Origin of the sequence: Mucilaginibacter sp. R-33 (assembly GCF_049949235.1) — a bacterium.
Classification (GTDB): Bacteria; Bacteroidota; Bacteroidia; order Sphingobacteriales; family Sphingobacteriaceae; genus Mucilaginibacter.
In genome coordinates, this window is the sequence record NZ_CP188089.1 from 444,869 (window position 1) to 470,942 (window position 26,074).

The 26,074-nt window shown below is 42.0% G+C and carries 26 protein-coding genes; 10 read left to right on the forward strand and 16 right to left on the reverse strand.

Annotation, left to right across the window (positions count from 1 at the left end; genetic code table 11):
* Positions 1–17 precede the first annotated feature (17 nt).
* Positions 18–455 (forward strand): DoxX family protein, encoded by a 438-nt coding sequence (locus ACP26M_RS02130; RefSeq protein WP_426585727.1) that lies wholly within the window; start codon positions 18–20, stop codon positions 453–455.
* A gap of 129 nt (positions 456–584) precedes the next feature.
* On the opposite strand, the gene ACP26M_RS02135 is transcribed toward ACP26M_RS02130, so the two are convergent.
* The 5 genes from ACP26M_RS02135 to ACP26M_RS02155 all read right to left on the reverse strand — a co-directional run bounded on the left by ACP26M_RS02135 (position 585) and on the right by ACP26M_RS02155 (position 6,120).
* The gene (locus ACP26M_RS02135; protein ID WP_090533305.1) at positions 585–851 is read right to left on the reverse strand and encodes a UBP-type zinc finger domain-containing protein; all 267 of its coding nucleotides are present in this window, start codon (positions 849–851) and stop codon (positions 585–587) included.
* Between the two features lie 23 nt (positions 852–874).
* Complete coding sequence (locus tag ACP26M_RS02140; protein WP_426585730.1) at positions 875–2,536, reverse strand: FAD-dependent oxidoreductase; 1,662 nt, start codon at positions 2,534–2,536, stop codon at positions 875–877.
* Positions 2,537–2,589: 53 nt separating this feature from the next.
* Complete coding sequence (locus ACP26M_RS02145) at positions 2,590–4,008, reverse strand: ATP-binding protein (RefSeq protein WP_090533309.1); 1,419 nt, start codon at positions 4,006–4,008, stop codon at positions 2,590–2,592.
* A gap of 301 nt (positions 4,009–4,309) precedes the next feature.
* Entirely contained in the window at positions 4,310–5,053 is a 744-nt protein-coding gene (locus ACP26M_RS02150; protein WP_426585733.1) for a LytR/AlgR family response regulator transcription factor, read from the reverse strand.
* Positions 5,050–6,120: a sensor histidine kinase gene (locus ACP26M_RS02155; RefSeq protein ID WP_426585735.1), complete on the reverse strand. Its 1,071-nt coding sequence runs from the start codon at positions 6,118–6,120 to the stop codon at positions 5,050–5,052. The genes ACP26M_RS02150 and ACP26M_RS02155 overlap by 4 nt, the downstream gene beginning before the upstream one ends.
* 284 nt (positions 6,121–6,404) lie before the next feature.
* Here ACP26M_RS02155 and ACP26M_RS02160 point away from each other — a divergent pair, with 284 nt between their 5' ends.
* Positions 6,405–9,254 (forward strand): TonB-dependent receptor, encoded by a 2,850-nt coding sequence (locus ACP26M_RS02160; RefSeq protein WP_426585737.1) that lies wholly within the window; start codon positions 6,405–6,407, stop codon positions 9,252–9,254.
* A gap of 284 nt (positions 9,255–9,538) precedes the next feature.
* On the opposite strand, the gene ACP26M_RS02165 is transcribed toward ACP26M_RS02160, so the two are convergent.
* The gene (locus ACP26M_RS02165) at positions 9,539–10,807 is read right to left on the reverse strand and encodes an outer membrane beta-barrel protein (RefSeq protein WP_426585739.1); all 1,269 of its coding nucleotides are present in this window, start codon (positions 10,805–10,807) and stop codon (positions 9,539–9,541) included.
* Between the two features lie 133 nt (positions 10,808–10,940).
* Between ACP26M_RS02165 and ACP26M_RS02170 the strand changes: the two genes are divergently transcribed.
* The 4 genes from ACP26M_RS02170 to ACP26M_RS02185 all read left to right on the forward strand — a co-directional run bounded on the left by ACP26M_RS02170 (position 10,941) and on the right by ACP26M_RS02185 (position 13,552).
* The gene (locus ACP26M_RS02170; RefSeq protein ID WP_413322554.1) at positions 10,941–11,816 is read left to right on the forward strand and encodes an AraC family transcriptional regulator; all 876 of its coding nucleotides are present in this window, start codon (positions 10,941–10,943) and stop codon (positions 11,814–11,816) included.
* A 223-nt stretch (positions 11,817–12,039) separates the two neighbouring features.
* A complete protein-coding gene (locus tag ACP26M_RS02175; protein WP_426585741.1) occupies positions 12,040–12,591 on the forward strand; it encodes an RNA polymerase sigma factor in 552 nt (183 codons plus the stop codon).
* Positions 12,572–12,844, forward strand: a complete 273-nt coding sequence (locus ACP26M_RS02180; protein WP_426585743.1) for a hypothetical protein — start codon at positions 12,572–12,574, stop codon at positions 12,842–12,844. The genes ACP26M_RS02175 and ACP26M_RS02180 overlap by 20 nt, the downstream gene beginning before the upstream one ends.
* A gap of 12 nt (positions 12,845–12,856) precedes the next feature.
* On the forward strand, positions 12,857–13,552 hold the full coding sequence (locus ACP26M_RS02185; RefSeq protein WP_426585745.1) for an ATP-dependent Clp protease proteolytic subunit: 696 nt from the start codon (positions 12,857–12,859) through the stop codon (positions 13,550–13,552).
* Positions 13,553–13,607: 55 nt separating this feature from the next.
* Here ACP26M_RS02185 and ACP26M_RS02190 read toward each other — a convergent pair whose 3' ends face one another.
* From ACP26M_RS02190 to ACP26M_RS02215, 6 genes are all read right to left on the reverse strand, one after another.
* The gene (locus tag ACP26M_RS02190) at positions 13,608–14,480 is read right to left on the reverse strand and encodes a creatininase family protein (protein ID WP_426585747.1); all 873 of its coding nucleotides are present in this window, start codon (positions 14,478–14,480) and stop codon (positions 13,608–13,610) included.
* Between the two features lie 106 nt (positions 14,481–14,586).
* Positions 14,587–16,455, reverse strand: coding sequence for a tetratricopeptide repeat-containing sensor histidine kinase (locus tag ACP26M_RS02195; RefSeq protein WP_426585749.1), 1,869 nt, complete (start codon positions 16,453–16,455; stop codon positions 14,587–14,589).
* Between the two features lie 197 nt (positions 16,456–16,652).
* Complete coding sequence (locus ACP26M_RS02200; protein WP_090533328.1) at positions 16,653–17,354, reverse strand: NUDIX hydrolase; 702 nt, start codon at positions 17,352–17,354, stop codon at positions 16,653–16,655.
* Between the two features lie 167 nt (positions 17,355–17,521).
* Positions 17,522–17,944: a secondary thiamine-phosphate synthase enzyme YjbQ gene (locus ACP26M_RS02205; protein WP_426585752.1), complete on the reverse strand. Its 423-nt coding sequence runs from the start codon at positions 17,942–17,944 to the stop codon at positions 17,522–17,524.
* 102 nt (positions 17,945–18,046) lie between these two features.
* The gene (locus ACP26M_RS02210; protein ID WP_426585754.1) at positions 18,047–18,361 is read right to left on the reverse strand and encodes a hypothetical protein; all 315 of its coding nucleotides are present in this window, start codon (positions 18,359–18,361) and stop codon (positions 18,047–18,049) included.
* 257 nt (positions 18,362–18,618) lie between these two features.
* Positions 18,619–19,014, reverse strand: coding sequence for a hypothetical protein (locus tag ACP26M_RS02215; protein WP_139160046.1), 396 nt, complete (start codon positions 19,012–19,014; stop codon positions 18,619–18,621).
* A gap of 142 nt (positions 19,015–19,156) precedes the next feature.
* Between ACP26M_RS02215 and ACP26M_RS02220 the strand changes: the two genes are divergently transcribed.
* From ACP26M_RS02220 to ACP26M_RS02230, 3 genes are all read left to right on the forward strand, one after another.
* Positions 19,157–20,095: a sugar phosphate isomerase/epimerase family protein gene (locus ACP26M_RS02220; RefSeq protein ID WP_426585756.1), complete on the forward strand. Its 939-nt coding sequence runs from the start codon at positions 19,157–19,159 to the stop codon at positions 20,093–20,095.
* Between the two features lie 70 nt (positions 20,096–20,165).
* Positions 20,166–20,342 carry a hypothetical protein gene (locus ACP26M_RS02225; protein WP_426585758.1) on the forward strand — a complete coding sequence of 59 codons (177 nt, stop codon included), beginning with the start codon at positions 20,166–20,168 and terminating at the stop codon, positions 20,340–20,342.
* Positions 20,343–20,387: 45 nt separating this feature from the next.
* Positions 20,388–20,639 (forward strand): hypothetical protein, encoded by a 252-nt coding sequence (locus tag ACP26M_RS02230; RefSeq protein ID WP_426585760.1) that lies wholly within the window; start codon positions 20,388–20,390, stop codon positions 20,637–20,639.
* Positions 20,640–20,721: 82 nt separating this feature from the next.
* On the opposite strand, the gene ACP26M_RS02235 is transcribed toward ACP26M_RS02230, so the two are convergent.
* From ACP26M_RS02235 to ACP26M_RS02245, 3 genes are all read right to left on the reverse strand, one after another.
* Entirely contained in the window at positions 20,722–21,177 is a 456-nt protein-coding gene (locus ACP26M_RS02235) for an SDR family oxidoreductase (RefSeq protein WP_426585762.1), read from the reverse strand.
* Positions 21,178–21,194: 17 nt separating this feature from the next.
* Positions 21,195–21,521, reverse strand: coding sequence for an SDR family NAD(P)-dependent oxidoreductase (locus ACP26M_RS02240; protein WP_426585764.1), 327 nt, complete (start codon positions 21,519–21,521; stop codon positions 21,195–21,197).
* Positions 21,522–21,854: 333 nt separating this feature from the next.
* Positions 21,855–23,339: a ligand-binding sensor domain-containing protein gene (locus ACP26M_RS02245; RefSeq protein ID WP_426585766.1), complete on the reverse strand. Its 1,485-nt coding sequence runs from the start codon at positions 23,337–23,339 to the stop codon at positions 21,855–21,857.
* 226 nt (positions 23,340–23,565) lie between these two features.
* Here ACP26M_RS02245 and ACP26M_RS02250 point away from each other — a divergent pair, with 226 nt between their 5' ends.
* On the forward strand, positions 23,566–23,787 hold the full coding sequence (locus tag ACP26M_RS02250) for a DUF6965 family protein (protein WP_112575124.1): 222 nt from the start codon (positions 23,566–23,568) through the stop codon (positions 23,785–23,787).
* A 9-nt stretch (positions 23,788–23,796) separates the two neighbouring features.
* Here ACP26M_RS02250 and ACP26M_RS02255 read toward each other — a convergent pair whose 3' ends face one another.
* On the reverse strand, positions 23,797–25,902 hold the full coding sequence (locus tag ACP26M_RS02255; RefSeq protein WP_426585768.1) for an AAA family ATPase: 2,106 nt from the start codon (positions 25,900–25,902) through the stop codon (positions 23,797–23,799).
* Between the last annotated feature and the right edge of the window lie 172 nt (positions 25,903–26,074).

The window sequence follows — 26,074 nt, forward strand, 5'->3', positions numbered from 1 at the left end:
ACTAAAAGGAGGGCTTTATGAATCTGGTTCATAAAATTGAACACTGGGGCGATACTCATCACCCTAAAGTTTTGGATATTGTGCGTGTTATTCTTGGCGTGTTTTTATTGTTGAAAGGCATAACCTTTATGGAAAATACCTCATACCTGCGCGGTATTATTACCGATCAGGATGTTATTGACGTATCGCCTGATATGCTGATGATCCTGGTGTACTATGTATCATTTGCCCACATGGTTGGCGGCATACTCATAGCCATGGGCATATTAACCCGTTTAGGCTGCATTATTCAGATCCCTATATTAGTGGGCGCGGTATTTTTAACAGGTATTTTCCAGGAGCCTATTAACGCCATGTTATGGCCATCAATTACAGCGCTGGCCCTGCTTATACTATTTACCATTTTAGGCTCCGGCCCATGGTCGTTAGATAAAGTCCTGTCGTTTAAGGGATAGTGCAGATATATTAAGAAGTAGGAGATCAAGAACCAGGAATCAAGAAAGGAATTGCTTTGAACTAAACGCCAAACTCTAAAACTCCCGACTTAGGGCTAAGACTTCGAACTCAAGATTTCTAACTTCCAATTAATATCCTTTAACGGCTTCATCCACATAACACCATAGCCAGCGCTCACCTGGTTCGGCAGATATAACTACTGGATGGCCGGTAGCGTGGAAATGCTTAGTCATATGCGTATTCGGTGAACTATCGCAGCAAAGCGTAACGCCGCAGGTTTGGCAGGTACGCAGGTGCAGCCATGAACCGTGATGTTTTATGCATTCCTCACAAACGTAGCCTTTGGGCTCGGTTATGCTTTCAACAGCTTCAATATGGGCGCAGGTTTCTTCCATAAGTATAGGTAGTGTTTGATGATTTAAACTTCAGCAAGGTATTTATGTACAAAACTTATCGCCATTGAGCCTTCGCCTACGGCAGATGCCACGCGGTTCATGGCCCCGGCACGTACATCGCCTGCTGCAAATATGCCCGGGCAGCTTGTTTCCAACAGAAATGGATCACGTTTAAGCTTCCAAACTTTGTTAAAGTTCTCGTAACTGCGCAACTCCCGGCCGGTTTCAATAAAGTCTTTATTATTTTTAATGATGTCCAGCTTTATCCAGTCGGTATACGGCTTGGCGCCAATAAATATATATAATGCGTTAGCAGTTTTAACTTCGCTTTCCTTGGTTTTGCAGTTTTGTATCGTAAGCTTTTCAAGGCAGTTAGTGCCTTCGGCCTCAATTACCTCGGTATTTGGCATAACCTTTATATTGGGCGTATCGGCAATCTGGTTAATCAGATAGGCCGACATGGTAGCTGTCAAATCATCCCTGCGGATAATGATATGCACATTCTTCGCGAATTTAGACAGATACATAGCCGCCTGTCCCGCCGAGTTACCTCCGCCAATCACAAATACCTCTTTACCTGTACATGCCGAAGCTTCGGTAGTAGCCGCGCCATAGTAAATGCCGGCTCCGGTAAAGTTATCAACGCCTTTAACTTCCAGTTTACGGTAATCAACACCGGTAGTAATTACTACCGTACGGCTGATGATCTCCGGTCCGTCATCCAAGATAATAGTTTTGTAGCCGTCTTTTTGCCGGATATCGCTAACAGATTGAGGCGACAAAAACTCGGCACCCAAGCGCATAGCCTGACTTATAGCACGGCGGGTAAGGTCGGCACCGCTTAAGCCCGCCGGGAAACCCAAATAATTTTCAATACGTGAGCTGGTACCGGCCTGTCCGCCCGGCGCTTTACGCTCAATCAATAAAGTTTTTAAGCCTTCTGATGAACCGTATACTGCAGCTGCTAATCCTGCCGGACCGGCGCCTATGATCACCACGTCATAAACATCAGTAAGCTGGGTAGGATTTTTGCCCATTTTATCGGCAATGTCCCTGATGGTTGGTTTTGTTAAACAGCTGCCATCCTCAAATATCACCATCGGCAAATCATCGGTTGTGCGGTTATTGATGGTAAGCAAACTGGCCGAATCGATATTTTTTTCGATATCAAACCAACGGTAAGGAATCAGGTTACCGGCTAAAAAATCTTTTATAACGTGCGATTGAGGCGAAAACTGGTAGCCAACGAGCTTCATACCCACAAATTCGGGTATGTAGTGGCTGTGCCAGTCATCAAGCAAGTCATTTATTACAGGATAAAGTTTTTCCTCTGGCGGGTTCCAGGGTTTCATCAGGTAATAATCAAGCTGTACATCGTTAATGGCTTTAATGGCGGCATCAGTATCGGAGTAGGCGGTAAGCAGTACCCGTTTAGCCTCGGGGAATACTTTTTTTGCCTTCTCCAAAAATTTAACGCCTTCCATTTCGGGCATGCGCTGGTCGCACAAAAATAAGGCGACCACCTCCGAACTGTTTTTCAGTTCAATAAGGGTATCATATGCCTCATTTGCCGATGTTGTGCTTAGTATTTTATATTCTTTGCCATACTGCGACTTTAAATCGCGGCTTATTGACCGCAAAACCTGCGGATCATCATCTATGGAAAATATTATCGGACGGCTCATAGGGTAAATATGCAGGCAAATTAACTAATATTTTTGGTAAAATCAGTTTTTTGCTAACCATTTATCGGGAAGCAAACTATAAACTCCGTATGCCCGGGTCTTGATTTTACCTTTATTGAACCGCGGTGCTGCTTCACAATACGCTGCACCACTTCAAGGCCCATACCGGTACCTTTGCCCATTTCTTTTGTGGTGAAGAACGGATCGTAGATCTGGCTGATATTATCTTCGGGTATGCCGGGCCCATCATCAATGATTCTTACTTCAACAAAGTCGTTATCTTTTTTTGTGCGGATGGTAAGTGTGCCTCTCTCATTTATTTCCATGGCATCAAGGGCATTATCAACCAGGTTGGTCCAAACCTGGTTAAGTTCGCCGATAAGCGCTTTCACTTCGGGCAGGGTTTCATCAAACTCTTCAATTACGGTAATATTTTCCTTCCTGATCTTGTACCCCAGCATGGTAATCGTGTTACGGATCCCTACGTGGATATCGGCATACTGCTTATCTTGCGCGCGGTCCATGTGGGTAAACGTTTTAACGGAACTTACCAATTCGGCAATACGTCGTGCCGATTCCTGGATATCTTCAATCATCTTTTCGCCCATAAGCTTGGCACTAAGCCAGCCCATAATGATGGGTACCGCATGTTCTGGAATGTGCGATTTTAGCGCCTCCAGATTTTCGGTAGTAAAGCTAAAGTCAACAAAACTTTCGGCTATATCATAGGCATCCTCAACACCGTTATCTTCCAGCCATTCTGATATTTCGTCTTCAAGCTGGGTACGCTGTTTTAGTGTAAGGCGGGTATAGCATTCCTTTTTATTCAGGATCCTAAACAGTTCGTCGGTCAAACCATCAACCTGCTCATCACTCGCCCTTATGGCAAACATATTTTTCAGATGGGCAGGCACCATACGCAGATGTTTTCTTAATGATAACGAGTCGCGCACAATGGCCGATGCCGGGTTATTAAGCTCATGCGCTAAACCGGCAGATAGCTTACCTAAAGCCATCATTTTATCATTTTGCTGCTGCATGGCGGTAAAATCGCGCACGCGGGTAGTCATGATATGTACCAGCGCCTGCGTAAGCTCAAAATGGTTCCGGATCATTTCCATGATTTCGGCTGTAGGGTAACTCAATACCGTCAGTTCGCCAACAGCCTGGGCATAGCCTTTGGCTATAAGGCCGCGGGAATAGGGCATATAACCGGTGATACTTCCTTTTTCAACCATGGTATAATCGCGACGCGAACCCTGCTGCATCATAAAGAAGCGCATGTTGCCTTCTATTATAAAATGCGGGCCTGTAAGATCCTGACCCGGCTCCATTAGGTATTCACCATCTTCAAATGTTAAGATCTCACTTTTATCAATCAGCCATTGCAGCTGATCGTCGGGTATATTGGCCAAAGCTTCAAAAGCTTTTAAGTCTGATACGCTTACCTGTAGTTCACTTACCTTTTGCATAATTTAAAAGTAGGGAATATTATTTAATGATGTAAAAATGAGGCAAAAAATTGCAATTAGGTGAACCTGTGCAGGATGGATTTTGTTTGTCTGTACCAGGATTTTGTCTGAACCGGGATTTAGGGGATTATTGGATTCCCGGGATTCGTGTCCTCACGAAACGCTTTGTTAATATGGAAAGTTGATGGCTTTGAAGGCGATCGTGGAGACACGATCGCAGGGGCAGAATATCGAATGGCTCGGTTAATCTTCAGGCAGCATTCAAAAATCCAGTAATCAGGAAAATCCTATAAATCCGGGTTCAATTCCATTTGCTCAAAAATACCCCGAAGGCTTCTTTATACTGATCCCCAACGGTAATGTTCACTTTACCTATCTGTAAAGCGTTGCGGGTAATGGAGTTGATTTTATTGAGCGATACAATGAATGAACGATGTACACGCATAAAACGTTTGGATGGCAGTTTTTCTTCCAAAGCTTTTAAACTGGTGAGGGAAAGCAATGGTTTTTCCTTATCCTGAAGATAGATTTTTACATAATCTTTCAAACCTTCAATGTACAAGATGTCATTAAGAGCGATCCTTACTAACTGGTATTCTATCTTTAAAAACAAGTACTCTTCCTCTTCGGGTTCAGCGGCAATTACGGTTGCAGGGCTGTTCGAGCGGTTCACCAGTTCAAAATAAGTTAGGGCTTTGTTTGAAGCATGCAAAAATTCTTCGTAGTTAAAGGGTTTGAGCAGGTAATCGAGGGCATCAACCCGGTAGCCTTCAATAGCAAACTGGTTGTAGGCGGTGGTGAAAATAATGCGGGGTTTATTTGATCCGCGACTGTCAACCACCCGGGCCAACTCCATGCCATTAAGGTTAGGCATTTGGATGTCCAGGAAAATAAGGTCAACCTTTTGATCCTGTAAGCCGACAAGTGCCTCAACGGCACTGCTGTAACGGCCGATGAGTTTCAGGAAAGGGGTTTGTTCGATAAAAGCACAAACCAGGCCTAGCGCAAGCGGCTCATCATCAACAGCTATGCAGTTAAGTATCATGACAGGTTAAGGATTAAGTGAACAGTATAGATATTGGCGGTTACATCCTCAGTAATATCCAGTTTATATTTTCCTGCATAGAGCAAATCAAGCCGGCGGATGGTATTTGTTAGGCCGATACCTTTATTTTCGCCAATGCTCGGATTATGATCTTTATAGATGCCATTCTCTACCTTTAACTCCAACTGGTTATCATGCTGATCGATAATGATGCGGATAGCACTCGGCTCTGTAGCGCTGATGCCGTGTTTAAAGGCGTTTTCTACAAAAGGTAAAAAAATCATTGGGGCCACGGTTACATCATTAGTGTGTGCAGGCGGAGTAAAGCTAACGGTTACTTTTTGGGTAAGGCGCAGTTCCATAAGGCTGATATAGTCTTTAATGAAAGCTATCTCCTGGCTTAATAATGCAGTGCCATGTTGTGTATCGTATAACACATATCGCATCATGCGCGAAAGCTGGTGTAGCGCCTTGCGCGATGTTTCGGCGTTAACATGGGTAAGCGCATAAATGTTATTGAGCGTATTGAAAAAGAAATGCGGGTTGATCTGGGCTTTCAGAAAAGATAATTCCGAGCTGATCTTATCCTGTTCCAGTGCCTGGCGCAGGCGGATATCCATCTGCCATTTTTGTATTGCCGTAATACTGGTACTGATACCTAAAACCAGGGCCACTATAACAGTGCCAAAAAAATCCCAGCCCCCGCGGTCCCTTGGTTTTGGCGGACGGTGCTGCCGGTGAAAAACGGCTTCCATATGCTCATGCATATGCAGCACCTTATCGGCCCAGCTATTGAGTAGCAAAAAAACAATTATCACTCCCACAACAACTATAAAGTACATCCCTATACGGTCATGCAATAAAAATCGCGGAACCAGTAATTTGCTGTTGAAGTAATAGGCAGCAACCAGTATAAAAAGGGTAACCGCCTGTTTGATCCAGAACTGGTACGGAAATTCAACATTCCAGGTAAGCGGCTGATAGAAGAACAACAGCAGTCCAAAAACTACCCATATTAAGATATGAATGAAGACGGTAACGGTATTGCTTTTTGATTTAAGGCTCATTGAACGGGTTTACAACACGGTGCACTACAAATAAATTTACAGATATAATTCAGCAATATTACAAATCAATAAGACTATAAGACAATTATAATCGCCCGGGAGGCAAAAATCACCGATGAGCGCTTTGATCTGATCTTTAAAGACTTCTATTAACCTTTCGTAGGGTAACAGTCCGCGTTTATAGGCAAAAAGCTGTATCCCGTCTATACATAAACAACGCCCGTCTATTCCGTTTTTTTCACTAAAAATAATGCTATTGTTTTGGGGCTGTTAATCAGCATAAAATGAAAATCCTATACTCCTTGGCAGTAATTATTGCCTTAGCGTTTATCAAACCGTTTAACGCAAAAGCCGACCCTGGCCGTACGGTTAAAGGTGTCGTAAAAGACTCTACCGGTTACGTGGTTGCGGGTACGAGCGTAAAAATGCTTACCGGTACCGACAGCACTACCGTTATTACGGGTGCCGATGGTACCTTTACATTTAACAATGTGGCAGTAAGCCAGTTTAGTTTAGTTTTTAGCTCGATAGGTTATGAACCACTCAGGCGCAGGTTTGTGTTGGCTAATGATAATAAGCCGGCTAATTTGCCGCCGGTTATCCTGAAAATAGAAACTACGATGTTAAAAACCGTAATTATTGCGGATGTGAACCCGGTAAAGCTTAAGGAAGATACTATTGAATTTAATGCCGATGCCTATAAGGTGCGCGATAATGCCCCTGTTGAAGATGTGATTAAAAAGCTGCCGGGCATGGATGTGGATAAGGACGGCAATATCACCGCTCAAGGCAAAAGCGTTACCAAAGTAAGGGTAAATGGGAAAGATTTTTTTGGAGGCGACGTTAAAACAGCTACAAAAAACCTGCCTGCAGATATCGTACAAAATATCCAGATCATAGATGATTATGGCGATCAGGCAAATCTTACCGGTGTAAAAACCGGCGAACCGGATAAGGTACTGAACATAACTATTAAGCAAAATAAAAACTATGGTTACTTTGGGCAGGCCAGCATAGGCGGCGGTCGGGATGCTATTCCCGGTGTCTCAAGCGATAAGGAGAGCAACAGGCATGTGGCTTCGGCCAATGTGTTTAGCTTTAATGGCAACAGACAGCTGGCTTTTTTGGGTAACCTTAACAACACCAATACCAATCTGTTTAGTTTTGGAGGTGGTGGTCCAAGAGGTGGCGGACCGGGTGGCCCTCCGGGATCAAACAGTAGCTCATCAAACGGGATCACTACAGCACGTTCGTTCGGGTTCAATTATCGCGATAGCTGGGGCAAAAAAATTACCGCTTATGGCAGTTACAGCTTTGCTGATAATTCGGTGAATACCATCAGCAGCACTATTCAAAATAACCTGTCGTCAACCAACCCGAGCACTAATACGCAAACCAATAACCAGCAGGACGAAAAGCTGAACCACCGGATAAATTTCAACATCGAATACAAGCCCGATACGGTAAACTATGTGAAGATTACCCCAACATATGCTTACGCCAGCACCAACACCACATCTGATGCAACCAGTTTGCTGCTCAGAAATTCGGAAACGGTATCCAACTACAGTCTCGCAAACCTTAGTAAATCAACCGAGCCCAACTATGGTGTTAATGTGTTGTTTAATCACAAGTTTAATACTCATGGACGCAACTTCAGTGTAAATGTAGGCGCAGGAAGTTATACCATTAATAAATATCAAAACCCGGTTTACACCTACATTGATGGTGCCCGCAATGCACCTTTAAACCAGTTCATCAATACCGATAGCCGTACCGATAGCGTGGGGACTACAGTATCATACATGGAACCTATCAGCAAAAAAGGATACCTGGAGCTTAACTACGCTTACCATTACTCCTACACCACTGCCGACAGGGCCACCGATACCCTGGCCGATGATGGAAATATCAACCGATACGATTTGTTAAGCAATAACTATAATTCGACTTTTGTTACCAACAGGTTCGGGCTTAACTATCGTTTTATCGACAAAAAATACAATTATACCCTGGGCCTGGTAGCGCAACCTACGCTATTAAAAGGATCGTCGATAGTTGATGGCACACCATTTACTACTAATAACAATACGTTTAACTGGGCGCCTACTGCAAGGTTCATTTATAACTTTTCGCGCAGCCAATCGCTTAGTTTAAATTATAACGGCAGCAGCAATCAGCCTACTTATACGGAATTACAGCCGGTTACCGATTTCAGTAATGCATCATACCCGGTACAAGGTAACCCCGATCTGAAGCCAGAGTTTAATAATACCTTATCGTTAAAATACAATAAGTTCAATTTTGAAAGCGGGAACGTGTTTTTCAGTAACCTGTCGTTCATTAAAACAGATAATAAGATAGTAGCCAACACCATTACCTACCCCAGAAATTATGCACCAAACAGTAAACTTGCGGGAAGTATCTTAACCCAATATTTAAATGCCGATGGCTATTATTCGGCACAGGGGTTTTACGTGTTCGCCAAGCCATGGCAAAAAAGAAAATATAATTTATTCATGATCGGTAACATTTCGTACAATAACAACGTCTCATATATTAGTAACGTTGACTCTGCTACCTTTAACATGACAACCGAAAAGAATATAGCCAAAAACCTGGTATTATCTCAAGGCGCACGCTTTAGGGTAAGCATCACCGACGTTATTGATGCCGAAGCAAGCACTACCTATAGCGTTAATACCTCAAGCAACTCCATCAAACAGGCAAACGTTAACAGCAATTTCCAAACCCTTAACCTTGGCCTTAACGGCAAAAGCTATTTTAAAGACTGGACGCTGAGCTATGATTATTCAAAAATGATTTATTACGGCTATACCGGTGCTACCAATCCTAATATTTTGAATACTTACGTGGAGCGCCGCTTTTTAAAAGGCAATGCCGGTACCCTGCGTTTTTCGGTAATGGATGTGTTTAATGAAAACACCGGTTATACAACCACTCAAAACGGCAGCTACATCACTCAAACCAAAAGTAACCGTTTGGGTCGTTACTACCTGTTAACCTTTACACTTAAGTTGCAAAAATTTGCCGGCAAAAGACCAACGATGGAACGTGGCGGACCAGGTGGTCCACCTCCTGGCGGCGGCCCCGGCGGACCGCCACCGTTTTAATGAACGGCAAGGTTCAAAATATTAAAAACCTTCCCATCCCTGAGAAAGATGGAGAGTTCAGATCAAAAACATGATGATCTGAGATTTAGTTGATGTTATCATCAAATAACTGCAGGGCGTTCCGAGGTGAGATACGGAACGCCCCTTTTTTATTAATTATACGTTAATGCACCGCTCGGGGTTTTATGATATTTAAGATTTCAATTAAATATTGCTTATTTTCTTTACGCTCTTATTAATATTATGAATTATTAACGGCAATTAAATAGTTAATACATCATCTTTTAATTAATTAAAAAATGATAATTTATTCCCGCCTTAAAGCTGCTCTGTTTAATTGAATAATTTCCCGATGTTTTATCGCCGCTATTTATCGTTGCAGGAATTGCATAAGAAGCATTGATCTCAAATGCTTTGTTGATGATTAAACCGGTTCTTATCGGAAATCCCAGCCAATTTTTATCGAACGATAACAAGTTTTTATTTGAGGTCGATGTGCTTGTCGAACTGATTACCTGAGTGTATTTGGCAAAACTTACAGTTATGCCTATACCTCCATAAAATTTTACTGCATTATTGTTGTATAAGTAATAAATAAATTGCGGATATGCAGTTATATTACGCTGATCAAAATGATATTTTATTTTGGGCTTATCAGGTTGACCATAATAAAGATCGGCCATTGTTTCGTTAGAGCTTGTCCAATACATCAGTTCAGCTCTGAACACGGCCCGGCCAATTTTGGCATTTGTGTAAAAGTTAACGCCTGCCGAAAATGTTGGGCCATACGTTGTTTTACTGTCGGTAGCATTTCGAAACGGTAATTCGCCCCCGAATTTAAATTTACTGCCAGATACGCCTGCGCCAATAAAGAAATCAAAGGATGATAGTGTTTCGTAGTGCGTATTGTCTACAGGCATGTCGTTTATCATTTGTGATATTTTCCTTAAAACAGGAGTTTTATAGCTGGCCTGTTCAATTTCTTGTTTTAACTCTGTCGATGAAGGATTATATTTTGTGCCCAGATCATATAACTGGGGTATAAATTCATTTTCGATGTGGGTAACAGGCCCCATGTCGGGAATAAAATATTGTTTAAATAACAACTCAAAGGTTGTGCCGGCCTTATTGTCGGCTATAAAATACCGCATTTTAATTGCATCGTTATAGGAATAAAGAGAAACGTTAGGCCCTTTTTGCTGCAGTTTTAAGAATATAATATCCTGCTTTTTACTTGAATCGCGGCCGCGCGACAATTTTGAAATATTTGTTTCATCAGTACTAACAAAACCACTGTAACGCTGATACGCTACCGAGTTGATGATTTCAAAATAGGTGATATCATTGGGCGTAAAGTTTTTTACTTCAGCCTCGTTTAACGTGGTTTTGAAATTGATAACTGTCGGGTTGGCATCCCACTCTTTTTCGTTAATAAACCCCCGGATGGTTTGGCCGTTAATAGTAATAACATAGCCGGGCTTGTAGTGGGTTTGAGCCTTTGAAAAAAATGAAAATAAGATTAATAGTGAAATTAAAATACACTTAGGTTTCATTGCAAATTGGTTCGGGTTTAATTGGTAGTTGAAGATAATGTTAAAAAAAGAACAAATTATACACTTTTCTAAAAAATAAGCTTTTTTTACATTTTTTAATTACATTTAGCCATTTATTTGTAAATAAAACTGAATGAAGCCGCTTTTACTTAAAGTTTCTGCCGATCCTGCGCATTCCTTTAGCGTAAGGCATGATGTATTGCCGGATATCAATAACCGCTGGCATTGCCACCCCGAACTGGAGCTGATTTATTTCATCAAAGGTGGCGGAACGCAGTTTATAGGCGATAGCATTAAACAGTTTGAAGACGGCGATATGGTACTGGTTGGATCAAACCTGCCTCATTACTGGCGCTTTGACGACATGTACTTTAATAATGGCAACGAACAGGTGCCGGTTGATACCATCGTGGTACATTTTTGCGAAAACTTTTGGGGAGATCAGTTTCTTCAGCTCCCGGAAAATAAGCTAATAAAAGTACTGCTTGAACGTTCAAAACGTGGCTTGCAAATAACAGGTGAAATAAAAAAGCAGGTGGCCTCTATTTTAGCCACTATGCTCAATACCGATGGAGCCGAAAGGATCATCATGCTGCTTAAAGCATTGAACACCATAGCAGGCAGCTCACCGCTTAATTATCTAACTTCAATTGGCTTCAAATACGATCATAACGAATCGGAAAGCGAAAGGCTCAATAACATTTATGAGTACTCGGTACGTAACTTCCGCAAAAAGATCTACCTGGAAGAAATTGCCGATATCGCCGGCGTGAGCGCGAACTCGTTTTGCAGGTACTTTAAATCAAAAACCCGTAAAACCTACTCGCAGTTTGTAATCGAGATAAAAGTGGGTTACGCCTGCAAACTCCTGATTGAAAACAAGCTCAACATCAAACAGCTTTGCTACGATAGTGGGTTCAATAATTTCTCCACTTTTCACAAGCATTTTAAGCAGGTGACAGGCAAAAGTCCGCTGATGTATCAGAAGGAGTTTACCAAGAAGGCATAATTTTTTGTTGTCGTAAAATAGTGGTTTTGATTGTATTGAAAAAAACAACCCGGATGGGTTGTCCTTTAAAAAAAAAACAGCTCATGACAGTGCAGCAGCCCCTTAGTGTTTTTTTCTATAAATAAGGATGAAAATAATTCTATTATCCTTTCCCGGAAATAAATTTCTAAATTCACGGTGATATATCTCCCGTTTTGCGCACTTACTATTAAACGCACTGATCATGACACATGAGATAGTTTTTGATAAACCGGCCGCCCGAAGGGAAAAACTCATTACGGAGCTTTACCAAAGCGCTTTCCCAACAGTGGCTAAATATATAAGTAAGATGGGCGGTTCTTTTGATGACGCGAAAGATATTTTTCAGGATGCCCTTGTTATTTATTATGAAAAGGCAGTGAACAGTGATCTGTCCCTGCACAACAGTGAAAAGGCTTACCTGTTGGGTATTGCCAAACATCTTTGGTTCAAAAAGTTTAAGGGTGACCGCCATAACCTGCCGCTTGATAGTTGTACTAAAAATTTTGATGTTACAGATGAAACTGAAGATCAACCATCGGGGGTTAAACTAATGAGATACCTGGAAACCGCCGGTAAAAAATGCATGGAGTTGCTAAGCGCTTTTTATTATCATAAGCTGCCCATGAAGGATCTCGCGGATTTGTTTGGCTACGCGGGCGAGCGATCGGCTACTGTGCAGAAGTATAAATGTATTGAAAAAGTAAGGGAAACAGTTAAAGAACAGTCACTGGCTTATGAGGACTTCATTGAATGAGATCAAGGAAATTGACGATCATGTGCTTGGGCAAACTGCACCTGATGAGGTACTGTTGTTCGAGGCCAAACTGATCATCAATCCTGGCCTTACGTATAAGGTGATGTGGCATAAACAAACTCTGGCTCTGGTGCAGCAATATGGCCGTAACAGCCTTAAGGCCGAAATTGAAACCGTACATCAAAAGTTATTCAGCCTGCCTGAGCATGCGGGTTTCAGGCAAAAGATCATGCGTTTGTTCCGTAAACGCTAAACATTAAATTTTATGAATATTAATCAAAATGAGTTCCGCAGATATGCGGTAGGGCATCGCCGTGTCCAAAGTTTACATGTTGACAGGTTTATTGCGCAGGTAAATAACAGCAAAATAAGCATGGGCATGACGCCCTATATTATGGAAGAGCGGCAGCTCAATATCTCGCAAATGGATGTTTTTTCGAGGCTGATGATGGATAGGATCATTTTCCTGGGCACCGCGATAGATGAGCAGGTGGCTAACATCATCCAGGCGCAATTGCTTTTTCTGCAATCGGCCGATGCCAAAAAGGATATCCAGATCTATATCAATTCACCGGGCGGTTCGGTGTATGCCGGACTGGGGATTTATGATACTATGCAGTTTATATCGCCTGATGTAGCTACTATCTGTACCGGTATGGCTGCCTCAATGGCTTCGACATTACTTTGCGCCGGCGCCAACGGCAAACGGGCTGCGTTGCCGCATTCACGAGTGATGCTGCACCAGCCATCAGGTGGAGCGCAGGGGCAGGAATCGGACATTGAAATTGCTGCCCGGCAGATCTCTAAAATGAAGCGAGAACTGTATGAGATCACAGCCAAACACAGCGGGCAAAGCTACGACAGGGTTTATGAAGTATCTGACAGGGACTACTGGATGATAGCTAAAGAAGCGAAAGCTTTTGGTATGATAGACGAGGTTTTGGGAGCGAAGGAGGATTGATTAGCATATTGAAGACTTACGAAGTTTAATTGCTTCGTAAGTCTGGCTATTTAAATCACTTATTCAATGCATCCACCTTATCAAAAAACTCATTTTGCAATTTGATGGTACTGGTATCGGCCTTAATCGCTTTAAGCGCTTGTACAAAGCTGGCTATTTCATGCTCTGCTATAAATTTGCCGAATTCGGGTGTGGCTTTGGCTCCTTCACCGGCATAGTGGTTAGGGTAGGCGGCATACCACCATATAGGCGTGTAAATATTAGCCAGGTTTAAACGATGTTGATTATCGCCCGATTGTGATGCTGCCCGGTCCATCTTCATCAGGTCGGGGCGATAGTACAGCATTGATGCGGTTTCGCTTTCACCCGCGTGCTGGTCGCCTTCAATAGCCGACTTGTGCATTTTCCGATATTGGTCATTATACTCCTTGTCGCCACTGTGCGGATCATAAAAATATACAGCATAGTTGTGGCGTTTGTTCAGCAGTGATTGCATAAAGAACTGGATAAACTCCGGGTTACCTCCATGACCATTTAGTATTACTATTTTATCAAATCCGTTTCGAGCAATTTCATCGCAGGTAGCTTCCAGTAAATCCCAGATCACTTTGCTTGGCAGCGCAAACGTTCCGGGCTGATGACGGGCCTCATTGATCTGCCCGTAAAAATAATCGGGAAATACAACTGCATATTCCGACTTAACAGCATGGGCAGCCCACTCACGCACATGGATCAGATCGGTGCCTAAAGGGGAGTGAGGGCCGTGTTTTTCCAGGATCCCAATGGGCAGGATGCAGGTTTTCGACGATTTTTTGAGTGCAGCAGGAAAATCTGAGGCAACAAGCTCGTCCCAGCGCGCAGGTATTTGCTGGGCAAAGGAATAAGCAGGAAGCAGCAGCGCTACAAACAGTAATAAGTAAGTTTTCATAAATTATAGGTTTAATAACAGGTTATAGCAAACTGTATTTGAACTGAAATTTACGAACTTAAAATGTTGTTTTTCAATAGGTAATTTAAAAATTACAATGAAGAGGTTAATGGACATTGGGCAATGAGTAGCAGAAAATAGCCCCTTTTTCCTTGTCGTTTTTAACCCAGATCCGGCCATTCATTTTTTCGGTAAAATCTTTACAGATCATGAGCGCTACGCCTGCGCCTTTTTCCTTTTCGTTACTGTACTGCATGTTGGCTTTAAAATTAAAGAGCAACTTTAGCTTATCGGGCGAAATACCTTTTCCTTCGTCCTGTACACAAACAGTTACATCGTTGTCATCGCTTGATGCACCTATAGTAATAGTTGAATTATCTGGCGAAAACTTAATGGCGTTATGTATAAAATTGCGGTGGATAAACTGTACCAACTCTTTGTCGGCATGAATAACAATGGCCGGGTCCACTTTGATTACGAACCTAAGCCCGCGGTCTTTACCCATTAAGTAAAATGGTTGTATTGCCTCATCTATAAGGTCCTCTAAAGGCAGGGGAACAGCTTTGTAATTAAAGCCCGACAACTGCTGTTTGATCCATTGCAATATGTTTTCAAAAATCTCCAGCGAAATATTTGAAGAATGCTCCATGGTATCTACCAATTCCATCAATTCTTCCCGTGTAAAAGTATCGGCGTCTTTAAGTACCGTTGCCAGTGTTTTGAGTGCGCCTATTGGCTGCCTGAAATCATGCGCAAGAATAGATACCAGCCGGTTGTTGAATTCATGATCTATTTGCAGTTTTTCGTTTCGTAGCTGTACGGTGTGATTAAGTTCTTCCAATGTTTGGCCATGCTTTTTCTTCAGGTTGTACAGTCGGTAAGTAAATATTACGGTAATGGCGGTTATCACAAATAAAACACCAAGTACAATCGCAAGCACCTGCCTGTTTTGGCTCCGGATGGTTATAGCTTCCAGTTCCTGGTCTTTCAGGGCATAATCAATATAATCAAAACCTGTTGTATTAGTGTACTTCTCCTCGTCGTCATATAGTTTCAGCAATTTTGAACTGTAGCGCTGTACTTCGGGCAGATTATTTTGAGCAATATAAATATCATATAATTTTTTCCCGAAGACTTTTTCATAATAGTGATAGCCGCTTTTTTCGGCGATAAAAAGTCCCTGTTTGTAGTATTCAATAGCTTTGGGAACATTATTTTCGAAGTACAAGTCGCCAAGGTTCATGACTATATCAAGGCTCAGGTAATAAAGCTCCATGGCCAAACCATTATCTACTGCTTTTTGTAAAAGCGCCACACCTTGTTCACGCTTGTTGCTTTGAAGGTATAGCAATCCCTGTACTTGGTCTGCTTCAACGAGCATACGTTTATCTTTATACCTTGTGCCAATTTCGCGTGCTTTATCAAGGTAAACTTCAACCGAATCTTTGGGGATTTGCTCGGGGTATAGGAGCAGGTAATTGCACAGCACCAACGCCACGATAGAGTCGCGCTGCAGGGTTTTACCAATGTTTAATGCCCGCTTAAAAAAGTTTATCGCTTTTTTATCTTCCTTGTTCTCGTTAAACACAAGGCCAATGTTCATTAACCCCTGTACAACGTTTGAGGTATCATTTAATTCTTTGTAAAGGTTATAAGCCTCGTTATAATAGCGCAGTGAAAGCTGCAGATTGCCTTTAAGATCATAAACAATGCCTATAACATTTAGTGCATCGGCCTTCCCTGCCTTATAGCCAAGCCGTTCAGCTATAGTTCTTGCCTTTTTAGCATAATTGAAAGCACTGTCGATATTTTGCTCATACATAAGCATCCCCAGCCTGTTAAGCGTATTTACATACTGTATGCTATCATGCGTTAAGGGCAAGTCTTTTTTTAGTTTATTAACCTCCCTGAATTGGCCGAAACATTCAGATACAGCAAGCAACAGTAATACTAAAAAGCTTACGTTTTTTTTCATTAATTAATATTTGCAAAACGGACTAACGGTTCATGATATAGCCTAAAGCTATTATACGGATAAAAAGTGGTATGGTTGAAGAATGTTAAATAAAATAGGCTCAGGTACAGTTAGTTTTGACTGTTATTCAAAAATATTAAACCTTCTGCAGGTAATACAGGCATAAAGGTGAAATAAAAAAACGATTCAGAAAAATGTTATAACGAATCGGGATTAGGAATAAAGTTCATAAATGCCTGGAATTTGGCATAATAGTTTTGCATATTTAACTGGTAATAATAAGCACCGCGTTTTGAGCCTGCTTTATCCTTATCGGCCAGTTTAATGAGTAAACCGGTTGCCAGCACTCTTTTACTAAAATTACGTTTATCAATAGTGGTATTAAACACGCTTTCGTAAAGAGTTTGCAATTGCGGGATAGTAAACTTGGTGGGCAAAAGCTCAAACAGGATAGGGTGCATAGCTGCTTTGTAGCGGATGCGTTTGCGGGCCTGCTCAACCATTTCCTGCTGGTCAAATATCAATTTGGGGGCACGTTTAAGCTGAAACCACTCGGCATGGTAATCATCACTGATCTGGGCTTCATATTTGTGGATATCAACCAGTGCAAAGTATGCTACAGATACTGTACGCTCAATAGGGTCACGCTGGGGTTGCCCAAAAGTATATAATTGTTCAAGGTACACGCCTTCCAAACCGGTTAATTGCTTTAAAATGCGGTTGGCACTTTGATCAAGACTTTCATCTGGCTGAACAAAGCCACCCATCAGGCTCCAGTTTCCCTTTTCGGGTTGAAAGCCTCTTTTTATCAATAGGATCTTTAAAACTTCGCCATCAAAGCCAAAAATGATACAATCAACAGCTAATAATAACCTTGTTTGCTTGGAGTACTTGAGCATTTAAAACAGTAATAATTTTATGGTAAAAACAAATATAGAATAACATTCGATATAAGCTTGCAAATTTGCTGTGTTACACCCGTTAAAAAAGCATTAATTTACAATTGTTAGTCAAATGTGTAAATTAATTGTGCTTTTTACAATAATAATTGACACTTATTCATTATTTATTCGCCCCATGCCGATATTACCAGCATGCGGTTGCCGCCGTGGTTACGATGCTCGCACAAATAAATTCCCTGCCACATGCCTAAAGCCAGTCTTCCGTTGCGGATAGGAATAGTTACCGAACTGCCCAGCATTGCAGCTTTCAGGTGGGCAGGCATATCATCAGGCCCTTCATCATCGTGTAAATAATCCGGGTCGTTTTCGGGTACGGTTTTACTGAAATACATTTCAAAATCCTGCCTTACGGTTGGGTCGGCATTTTCATTAACGGTTAATGATGCCGAAGTATGCTGAATAAATACCTGGCAAATACCGGTTTTTAACTCATGTATTTGAGGCAGGGCATTAATTACTTCCGCCGTGATGAGATGAAAACCTCTTTTGCGCTCCCTAAGCTGAAGCATTTGCTGAAATATTTTCATAAACAGTTTGCTTTATAACAGTGTTGCAAACATATCTATAAAGATTGTTCCGTTTTGTTTTGAATGGTGTGCCAATTAAAATTGTTTGCAGGTTTGCATTGCTTATGCAGCAATGGCAGGATTAAGACCACTTTCGGCTGCGAACAGGCGATTAATGAAAGCCTTTATCTTTTCGATGAAACTTTTCCTGACCGGTTTTTCAAGCATTTGAATTTGATCATCGTCCGAAGGCTTTGGGGTATCGGCATCCTGCATCTCTTCCAAAACAATTTCACGGATCTCAGGGTCACGGTTTACGATCTCATCCAGTTCGGTGAGCTCGTTAAAGGTGGCTATACCGTTTTTTTGCCGTTTAATAAGTATTTCAAAACGGTCCTGGTTGAAAGTACGCCTTTCCAGTTGTTTGCCGTGTCTCATGATATATACAGTAATCTTTGTTATGAACTCAAATTAAGTGCCATGTATTTATAGTGTTGGTATTCAATTGATTACTTTATTTTTTAATGCGGCGATTTGCATCGTTATGATACATTTATTGTTCGTTTTCGTGCAGGGTTACTAAGTAAAGGCATGCCTCTTAAACAACCTCAAATTATAGGCTATGGTTGGAAAGCCATTTATCTGCTTGATCCGGATGTGTACCGGCTGTGCTTCCACTGGCCTGTACCATAATATTATAACCGCTCATAGTGAGATTCCGGCCCGTCTGCTGCAAGGGGAACTGTTCCGTAGAAAGTGAGTATTTTGCCTTCTATCCTGAAAAATGTGATGCTGTTGCTCGAGGTATCATTGTCATACATGATCTGCTCATGTGCATTGTCATATTTACGGGTACGGTAAGTGCCGCTGTTTATCAGGGTGTCTTTTTTAAATCGTTTGTAGGTACTGGCGGTAAAAACAATAATGTTGCCGTTGCCTGCCTTTATCGAATTGGGATCTTTAGGAGGTTCGCAGTAACAACTGGTGCCGCGGTACTCCCACCTGCCAATCAACTGATCATTATTAGGGGTATTGTCTTTTTTACAGCCTGATAAAACGGCGAGCACGCCAAATAAAAACAGCTTTTTCATAGCATAAGGTTTATAATACTTTACGTTTATACCAGGCAAAACGCTACAAATTAACTTTGTTAGTAACACTTTCAATACACAATTTGCAGGCATCAATTAATTGATAACTTTGGTGTAAACCAATGTATTTCCTATAAAATTTATGAAGCAGCATAACTTATCAAGGCGCAGGTTTATTGGCAGCAGCGCACTTGCCGCAGCGGGGCTTTTAGCATTTTCAAAATCATCATTCGCCGGCGTGGTTTCAGGCAGGGTTGATAAACCCAACTCGCTTATCAACGGCGTACAAATAGGCGTTATCACCTACTCATTCAGGAGCATGCCGGGCACAATTGAAGATTTACTGAGATACTGTATCGATTGTAATATTAACGCCATTGAACTGATGGGCGATGCCGCCGAAATGTATGCCGGTGCCCCTAAACATGAAGCTGGCGAAGACTGGGCTGCATTTGGGAAAAAGATAGCCGAATGGCGTACCTCTGCACCAATGGATAAATTTAAGGAGATCAGGAAGATGTACCATGATGCCGGTGTCAATATTTATGCCTGGAAACCTAATGCCCTCGGTACTAAAAACAGCGATGCCGAAATTGATTATGCCTTTAATGCAGGGAAAGCTTTGGGTGTAAATCACGTAACTGTTGAGTTGCCTGATGAGGTTCAAACCAAACGCCTTGGTGATATAGCCGCCAAACATAAAATGATGGTTGGCTACCATGCCCACACCCAGGCAACGCCGACCCTTTGGGACACCGCTCTGGCCCAATCAAAGTATAACGGAATTAATTTGGATGTTGGCCATTATGTGGCAGGTACCAGCAGTAGCCCGGTTCCCTTTATTGAAAAATATCATGACCGTATAACCAGCATGCACATCAAAGATCGTAAGTTTCATGACGGTCCCAACCAGCCCTGGGGGCAGGGCGATACTCCAATAAAGGAAGTATTGCAACTGCTTAAAAATAATCACTATAAATTCCCGGCCACCATTGAGCTGGAGTATAAAATCCCTGAAGGATCACATGCGATAAAGGAGGTGAAAATTTGTCGCCAATTTGCTGCCGATGCTCTGGCATAAACTATTGTATGGTTTGTCCGTGATATGAACGCTTCTTGTTTTGTAAATTTATATTTATTTGAATATAGCTATGGATAACTCCTGTAAACTAAAGTTGGAATGGATTCCTGCCGCCTATAGCGGAATAGCAAAACATGGCTTTAACGATACATCGGCTGATAAACTTAAACAAACGCAACCTGTAAAAGGGATTTACCAAAGCGGCAAAGGCTTTACAAAGCACAAGGTTTACCGGCGGAAACCGTAAGAAGTTGCTTTGCTGATGTTCGGCATATAACCCTATCTTTATCAAATGGAATCTAAAATATTTTCATACAAGGCAGATGGCATTATACTTGCCCCGGTTGACGATCAGTTAAGTATCAGCCCCGTATTTGATCGCAAAGAATTGCTGAGCAAATTGAAGGACCTTTTTAACGATGATGACTATAAAGTTGATGAACGTGCCCTCGATTATAAAATTAAAGATGGCCAACTTTACATTGAAGGTGTAGTAACGAAACATGTCCCGGCAAAATCGATAGGATTTATGGGCGGAAAGTAGTTAATTGCCATACTCCGACCTTATTTTTATGCTTGTTTTATTTTTTTCGGATCAGTAAAAGGTGCCCCTTTCCTAAGCCCGTTTAATCGAGCCTGTTTACCCTGTAATTTAATGCTGCAGTTGTGCCTCCGGTTACATCAATGGTAACGCCTGTAACCTGGCCAGCCAGATCTGATGCCAGGAAAACCGCGGTGTTGGCAATATCGGCCATTAAGGGTAATTTTTTGAGCATGGTATCAGCTTCCATTTTTTTAAGGATAGGATCCATAACATCGGGCATGGTGTCAATGGCGTTTTTAAACACGCGCGAATCGGGTGAGCCTCCCGATCGGATATTAACCACGCGGATACCGTAAGTACCCAGCTCAGATGCCAGTGTGCGCGAAAAGCTTTCAACGCCGCTACAAGCCGGGCCAAAGCCACCTGTGTGAGGATAGCCTATGCCTCCCGGCGTAGCTGTAAGCGATAAAATTACTCCCGATTTTTGTTTCATCATCATCTTGCCAGCTGCAATGGCCGTCATGAAGCGGGTTTGCATCGTAAGCGTAATCGGCTTTACAAAATCTTCGGCCGATATTTCGTAAGTGGTACATTCTGCACAACGTCAACTCCAACGGCGTTAAATGAGATATCAATCGTCCCTGCGCTGCTTACCACTTGCTGTAAATGCCGATCAATTGCTTTTTCGTCAAATGCATCTACAATTGCTATTTCAGCCAATCCCCCTGCAGCAATAATTTCATCGAATATCTTTTTAATTGATCCGGGGTTAGGCCCGGTTAAAAATACGTGCGCGCCGGCGCCCGCCAATGCCTTTGCAACTGCACCGCCTAATGAACCGCCTGCACCGTAAATTATCGCGTTTTTATTTTGGAGCATCATGATGGTAGTTTTATTTAAAGATAGTTTTAAAAACACCGGCTACACAACAAAACTAATTGTAAATGATGTTTGAGGGAAGGGGAAAAGATGACAATTATGGGGAGCGGGACAAGAAAAGGAATATACCAAATTATTAAATACAGATGAACTTGCCAGGTAAATTTAAGACCCAATAGAGGTTATTGAGCTATATCCTCTGATTGGGTTAGATTGTGTTTGATTGTTTGCCATATTAACATTCGCTAAAAGGGAATCTGATGGCAATCAGCAAACAAACGTAGACGACTTATTTATAAGCTTCAGACCATTTTGATATTATATAGTTGCTTAATCTTAAGCTCCCGTCTTTTTCCTGATCCTTAACAAACCATTAGCAGTGGTGGCATAAATAATACCTTTTGAATCTTGCACTATCTGGTAAATAGTAAAACCAGGGAGCGGCGAATTGTTATTGTGGTAATTTTCCCAACCACTATTCAAGTCAAACCTGGCAATGCCCGATTCGTCTGTACCCAGCCACAAAACATGCTCAAACTTATCATACAACATAGTATTAACATGGTTAGCAGGCATGCCCGAGTTTTTATCATTATAATGCAGCCAGTTACCATTAAACTTTAGTACGGCTATACCTTCTTTATCACTATCATTTTCACCGGTTTGTTTATTACAATCAACCAGTGAGAAGTAAACATTTCCTTTTTCATCCTCCACCGCGCCCGAAATACTGGCATTTTTCAGCGGAGTGTTGTTAAGGCTGTTAAATGAGGTGATAACGCTTTTATCAATCATGATGGTGCCTTTTGACGTACCTATCCAAAGCCGTTTTTGACTATCTACATAAGAAAAAAGTACATTGCTTGAGGGCATTTCAGGCATCGATTTTTTGTTTATTACTACTACTTTATCTTTCCTTTTTACAACAAGACCGTTTTGGGTGGTGAAAAGTAATTCGCCATTGCGGCTGTTCAGCACCTGGTTAACCCCACCTGCCAAAAATTGCTTAAAATCAAACAGCTGCCAGCCACCGCTGCCGTACATAAATATTTTATTATCGTAATAAACCCATTTATTATTATCCCTGTCGATGGTCACTTCCTTTATGTTTGCATCTGACGGGAATGGCGAATTATATTCATTAACCGGGATAAACGTTGTTCCCTCAAAGCGGGTCATTCCTTTTTCGGTAGCATACCATAACAGATCCGATTGATCCATAGCAGCTGATTTGGCGATGTTATCAACCAGGGGCGAGTTATATTTTGTCCATACCGTAAAGTCGTAGTTTTTTAATGATGGATTGGTGTAGGTGAAAGTTTTATTGTAAATGGTTGGGTCGCCGGGTGGTTTCATTTCGGCAAGATCCAGCCTCTGTACCTGGCCATAAACGCCGCCGCTTATAAAGCGAAAGATCACATTTACAGATGAGGCTACTGGTTTGCCATCTACCTTGGCCGGCTTCCAGATACAACCGTTCAGGTAGGTGATCAACTCGTTGGTGAGGGCGCTTTTGCTCGCATCATTATGGCTAAGCACGCAGCTAAAACCCCGCTCATCCACCAAAACCTGGAACGTTATGGAACCCGTAGCTTCTTTTAGCAGATAACGGTTATTGATCCTCGCAGAAACAAAATCAATGGCAAGCTGGTCGCAACTGGCCTTGGGATCGCCGCAGTCCATGCAATAATTGGTGATATTGCACATCTCAACCTTTTGCAAAAAAAGATTTTGTGCAAACAGGGCCGATGGTAAAATAAAGATAAACAGGCAGATAAATAAAACTCTGCGGATTTTAGTTGGGGATAACAATGCCAGCATTACGCTTATAAATAAAAGAAAGCAAACCCGAAACTCCAAGCGAATGATAGTTAAATAATGTTAAACAAAGATACAAATCCTAAATGAGGATAATATGAAGCAGTTTGTTTTTAGCGTGTTTATTACAAACGTTTAAAATAGATGATCTACACGTTTAAAAACTATGAAAGTAAAGTGACGGCCTGGGTTTTTTAAAAAATCTTTTAAAATCTTTTACTTTTGCACCATGAGCTACGAAGAATTGAGTGAATACTTTAGTAATGTTACGTTACCCCAGGAATTAAGGCTTGACCGCGCTACAACTCAGCTCCATGTTGCCGATTTTGTTAAGCAATTATTGAAAAACATGAAAAACTATCCTGATAATTGGCGTCACCAATACCAGTTAATGAGGATCAAACACGCCCTTGAAAACCCCTACAATGGCCCGGAAATTCCAAGATTTTAGGTGTTCTGTTTAGGAAAACAGGTCGTTTTCGCCTAAATAACTCCTGATCATTTTTAAAATAGGCTCACCCAGGTCTGTTGCTTTTGCATCACCAAAACTTTTTAACTGCGAAAGCTGGTTTAATGACCGTGGTAGTTTTGAAGTGATATCCCGCAGCATGTTTTCGGACACCAGCGTATGTTCAGGGATCTTACGTTCAAAACTGGTTTCTTTACGCCAGTTGAGCAACTGCTTGTAAAGTTCAGGGTTAACAATTTCCTTCTCCTTTGGCAGCGCTTTTGGGTTCCAGTTTTTATATACCGGTTTGTAACTTATCCCGGCCTCCTGTACTGATGATAAAACATCCCTGCCCGATGTGGCAATGGGCAGGCGTACAAAGGCTGCCGTTTTTGCTTTTAGGTTTACCAATAAATGATTTAGGCTATCATAAAACTCGGCAGGAGGGTTGGTGTTATTTACAGCGGTGTAAAAACTGTTAATAGCTTCTGAAAAAACATTCAATTTAGGTAGAAAATAGTTGGCTGCATTTTTTAGCCTGCCTATAAATGGTACATTGCTCCAGATGAGCTGATCATCAGGTAAAGCACCCAGTTCCTTCCTGATAAAACGGTCGCCGATGGCTTTAATTTCAGTTTCCCAGCTATGATCGGTTTTGCTGATGTTTTCGGATAAGGGACTGTTTTTAATCGCACCGTTTAGCATGATGGTTTTAAGTTGCCTCCATGCACCGGTGAGCATCGAAAAATCAAAAATGTCCTTCATTTCTTCCAGGGCTATTTGCCGGATAGTACTTTCCAGCAGATTTTCATCGGGTATAGCGATAGCCGCATTTTGCATAAAGCTGATGATCTCCGGATCGGTACGGATATTTTCGGGGCGTACCGGCGATTTCAGGATCATGCCTTCCAACGAGCGGCAGCGGCTTAGTGCCACATAAGCCTGCCCGAAAGCAAAGGCGGCGTCGACATCAATAACCGCTTTTTCAAATGTAAGCCCCTGGCTTTTATGTATGGTGATGGCCCAGGCCAGCCGCAGCGGATACTGGCTGAACGACCCATTGTTTTGTTCGTTTACTTTCTGCTCATTTTCAGCCAATGCATATTTTACGTTTTGCCAGGTTTCTGGGATCACTTCAAACTCAGAATCGTCATCAAGAAAGGTTAAACGGATGTTGCCTGGCCCCATAGCAGTGATACGCCCTGTTCGGCCGTTATAATATTGCTTTTTGCCCGAGCTGTCATTTTTAATGAACATCACTTGTGCCCCAACTTTCAACACCAACTCCTCTTCGGCGGGGTAGGCATCTTTGGGGAAATCGCCGGTTACGGTGGCTTTAAAAGTGTGGGCTTCACCATCAAGCTCCATTAAACGCTGCTGGTTAATTTCGTTAACAAGTTGGTTATGGGTAGATAGGGTTACATAATCTTTAAGCCAGTTGGCATTCAGATTAGGGTTATAATGTGCGTTAAGCTTGTCCAGCATTTCGTTGTTGGCGTAGCCATTGCGAATACTGTTCAGGATCTCCACAAATACCGGATCTTTTTGGCGGTAAACCTGTGTAAGTTCAAATGTTAACACCGGAAATTTTTGGAATGCAAGGCTATCAAAAAAATAAGGCCCTTTGTAAAAGTTTCTGAGTACCGGCCAGTCTTTTTCATAAACCGGGGGGAGCTGAAACAAGTCGCCGATCATCAATAACTGTACACCGCCAAAAGGTCGCGCCGATCCTTTAACCTGGCGTAATACGGTATCAATATAATCAAGGGTATCGGCGCGTACCATACTGATCTCATCAATAATAAGCAGATCCAGGCATTTTAATATGTTTGATTTTTCGAGGCTTACCTGCCTGAGCAGGGTGCTATGATTGTTATGATCGGTTACAGGCACCTGCGGCCCGAAAGGCACCTGGAAAAAGGAATGAATGGTTACGCCGCCGGCATTAATAGCTGCCACTGCGGTAGGCGCTACAACTGCCAGATTTTTGGTAACGTTTGCCCTAATCCAGCGGAGAAAAGTGGTTTTACCGGTACCTGCCTTACCTGTTAAAAATATCGGCCGGTTAGTATTTTCAATAAATTTAAGTACGAGTTCATGAAAAGGCTCCAACACCATACGCTTGCTGTTTTATTATCGCTCCCCAGATGAGAAAACATTTTCAAATTTAACAATTAGGCATGAGAGTAGGGGATTTGTGTTATCAACAGTGTTAAATTGAAAGCACTTGCTCCCTTTGTTTGCTTTTTTGAATGAGCTTTTTTATCGAAATCAAAAATGTTTAATTAAA

Excerpts from the sequence above, each read along its gene's own strand:
- ACP26M_RS02175 (WP_426585741.1), top strand. The coding sequence starts at position 12,040 with ATGACACATGAGATAGTTTTTGATAAACCGGCCGCCCGAAGGGAAAAA.
- ACP26M_RS02240 (WP_426585764.1), bottom strand. The coding sequence starts at position 21,521 with ATGATGCTCCAAAATAAAAACGCGATAATTTACGGTGCAGGCGGTTCA.
- ACP26M_RS02195 (WP_426585749.1), bottom strand. The coding sequence starts at position 16,455 with ATGAAAAAAAACGTAAGCTTTTTAGTATTACTGTTGCTTGCTGTATCT.
- ACP26M_RS02135 (WP_090533305.1), bottom strand. The coding sequence starts at position 851 with ATGGAAGAAACCTGCGCCCATATTGAAGCTGTTGAAAGCATAACCGAG.
- ACP26M_RS02185 (WP_426585745.1), top strand. The coding sequence starts at position 12,857 with ATGAATATTAATCAAAATGAGTTCCGCAGATATGCGGTAGGGCATCGC.
- ACP26M_RS02130 (WP_426585727.1), top strand. The coding sequence starts at position 18 with ATGAATCTGGTTCATAAAATTGAACACTGGGGCGATACTCATCACCCT.
- ACP26M_RS02190 (WP_426585747.1), bottom strand. The coding sequence starts at position 14,480 with ATGAAAACTTACTTATTACTGTTTGTAGCGCTGCTGCTTCCTGCTTAT.
- ACP26M_RS02145 (WP_090533309.1), bottom strand. The coding sequence starts at position 4,008 with ATGCAAAAGGTAAGTGAACTACAGGTAAGCGTATCAGACTTAAAAGCT.
- ACP26M_RS02160 (WP_426585737.1), top strand. The coding sequence starts at position 6,405 with ATGAAAATCCTATACTCCTTGGCAGTAATTATTGCCTTAGCGTTTATC.
- ACP26M_RS02200 (WP_090533328.1), bottom strand. The coding sequence starts at position 17,354 with ATGCTCAAGTACTCCAAGCAAACAAGGTTATTATTAGCTGTTGATTGT.
- ACP26M_RS02235 (WP_426585762.1), bottom strand. The coding sequence starts at position 21,177 with ATGCAAACCCGCTTCATGACGGCCATTGCAGCTGGCAAGATGATGATG.
- ACP26M_RS02155 (WP_426585735.1), bottom strand. The coding sequence starts at position 6,120 with ATGAGCCTTAAATCAAAAAGCAATACCGTTACCGTCTTCATTCATATC.
- ACP26M_RS02150 (WP_426585733.1), bottom strand. The coding sequence starts at position 5,053 with ATGATACTTAACTGCATAGCTGTTGATGATGAGCCGCTTGCGCTAGGC.
- ACP26M_RS02230 (WP_426585760.1), top strand. The coding sequence starts at position 20,388 with ATGGAATCTAAAATATTTTCATACAAGGCAGATGGCATTATACTTGCC.
- ACP26M_RS02165 (WP_426585739.1), bottom strand. The coding sequence starts at position 10,807 with ATGAAACCTAAGTGTATTTTAATTTCACTATTAATCTTATTTTCATTT.
- ACP26M_RS02255 (WP_426585768.1), bottom strand. The coding sequence starts at position 25,902 with ATGGTGTTGGAGCCTTTTCATGAACTCGTACTTAAATTTATTGAAAAT.
- ACP26M_RS02225 (WP_426585758.1), top strand. The coding sequence starts at position 20,166 with ATGGATAACTCCTGTAAACTAAAGTTGGAATGGATTCCTGCCGCCTAT.
- ACP26M_RS02245 (WP_426585766.1), bottom strand. The coding sequence starts at position 23,339 with ATGCTGGCATTGTTATCCCCAACTAAAATCCGCAGAGTTTTATTTATC.
- ACP26M_RS02210 (WP_426585754.1), bottom strand. The coding sequence starts at position 18,361 with ATGAGACACGGCAAACAACTGGAAAGGCGTACTTTCAACCAGGACCGT.
- ACP26M_RS02205 (WP_426585752.1), bottom strand. The coding sequence starts at position 17,944 with ATGAAAATATTTCAGCAAATGCTTCAGCTTAGGGAGCGCAAAAGAGGT.
- ACP26M_RS02220 (WP_426585756.1), top strand. The coding sequence starts at position 19,157 with ATGAAGCAGCATAACTTATCAAGGCGCAGGTTTATTGGCAGCAGCGCA.
- ACP26M_RS02170 (WP_413322554.1), top strand. The coding sequence starts at position 10,941 with ATGAAGCCGCTTTTACTTAAAGTTTCTGCCGATCCTGCGCATTCCTTT.
- ACP26M_RS02180 (WP_426585743.1), top strand. The coding sequence starts at position 12,572 with ATGAGGACTTCATTGAATGAGATCAAGGAAATTGACGATCATGTGCTT.
- ACP26M_RS02250 (WP_112575124.1), top strand. The coding sequence starts at position 23,566 with ATGAGCTACGAAGAATTGAGTGAATACTTTAGTAATGTTACGTTACCC.
- ACP26M_RS02140 (WP_426585730.1), bottom strand. The coding sequence starts at position 2,536 with ATGAGCCGTCCGATAATATTTTCCATAGATGATGATCCGCAGGTTTTG.
- ACP26M_RS02215 (WP_139160046.1), bottom strand. The coding sequence starts at position 19,014 with ATGAAAAAGCTGTTTTTATTTGGCGTGCTCGCCGTTTTATCAGGCTGT.